This is a genomic window from Rossellomorea aquimaris, from assembly GCF_001877785.1.
GTDB lineage: Bacteria > Bacillota > Bacilli > Bacillales > Bacillaceae_B > Rossellomorea > Rossellomorea aquimaris_A.
Genome location: NZ_MINN01000102.1, coordinates 1 through 658, shown reverse-complemented (window position 1 = coordinate 658; position 658 = coordinate 1). Strand labels below are relative to the sequence as shown.

The window sequence follows — 658 nt, the reverse complement described above, 5'->3', positions numbered from 1 at the left end:
TTATATGTGACGTGAAACTCGATTATGCGAATAGACGACGACACTGGACACAGCAGCAGTGCTATGTGACATCAAGACGTTATAGAATGTCTACAGGTGACTACTAGCATAACGAATGCGTTTCTGCACGTCCGGCACACAGTGTTCTACTCTTTTTTTGTGTTCAAGCATAAGAAGGCATACGAGTTCGGAGTCCGTTTCGTGGGCTCGGAGATGTGTATAATATTTTTTTTTTCAAACAGAAATACCAACGGCAAGAACACGGAGCGGCGCTTGACGTCATGGAGAAAATCAAACGGGCGCTGGACCCGCACAATCTATTGAATCCCGGCAAAAATATTAAAGTGGAGACAAAGGAGACGATGAAATGAAAGTATTGCAATCATTGAGTGCGATCGCTGGAAAGTATTTTGCGGTGTGGGTCATCCTGGCAGCCTTGCTGGCATTTTTCCTGCCTGAAATGTTTATCGGATTTGGCGCTTATATTACGATTCTGCTAGGCGTCGTTATGTTCGGGATGGGCTTGACGCTTAAGCCGGTGGATTTTAAAATCATCGCCAAAAGCCCGCTGCCGGTATTCGTCGGGGTAGCGGCGCAGTTTCTCGTTATGCCGCAAGTTCAGGCGGCAAGTTCAACACATACGCGATGACAAACGCCG

The 658-nt window shown here is 47.0% G+C and carries 2 pseudogenes; both read left to right on the top strand.

The features are described from left to right. Positions 1-236: 236 nt before the first annotated feature. A pseudogene (locus BHE18_RS23785) lies at positions 237-371 on the top strand (FAD-linked oxidase C-terminal domain-containing protein); the annotation flags it as partial. After that, positions 368-619, top strand: a pseudogene (locus tag BHE18_RS14935) (bile acid:sodium symporter family protein); the annotation flags it as partial. The pseudogenes BHE18_RS23785 and BHE18_RS14935, both read left to right, overlap by 4 nt. Positions 620-658 lie beyond the last annotated feature (39 nt).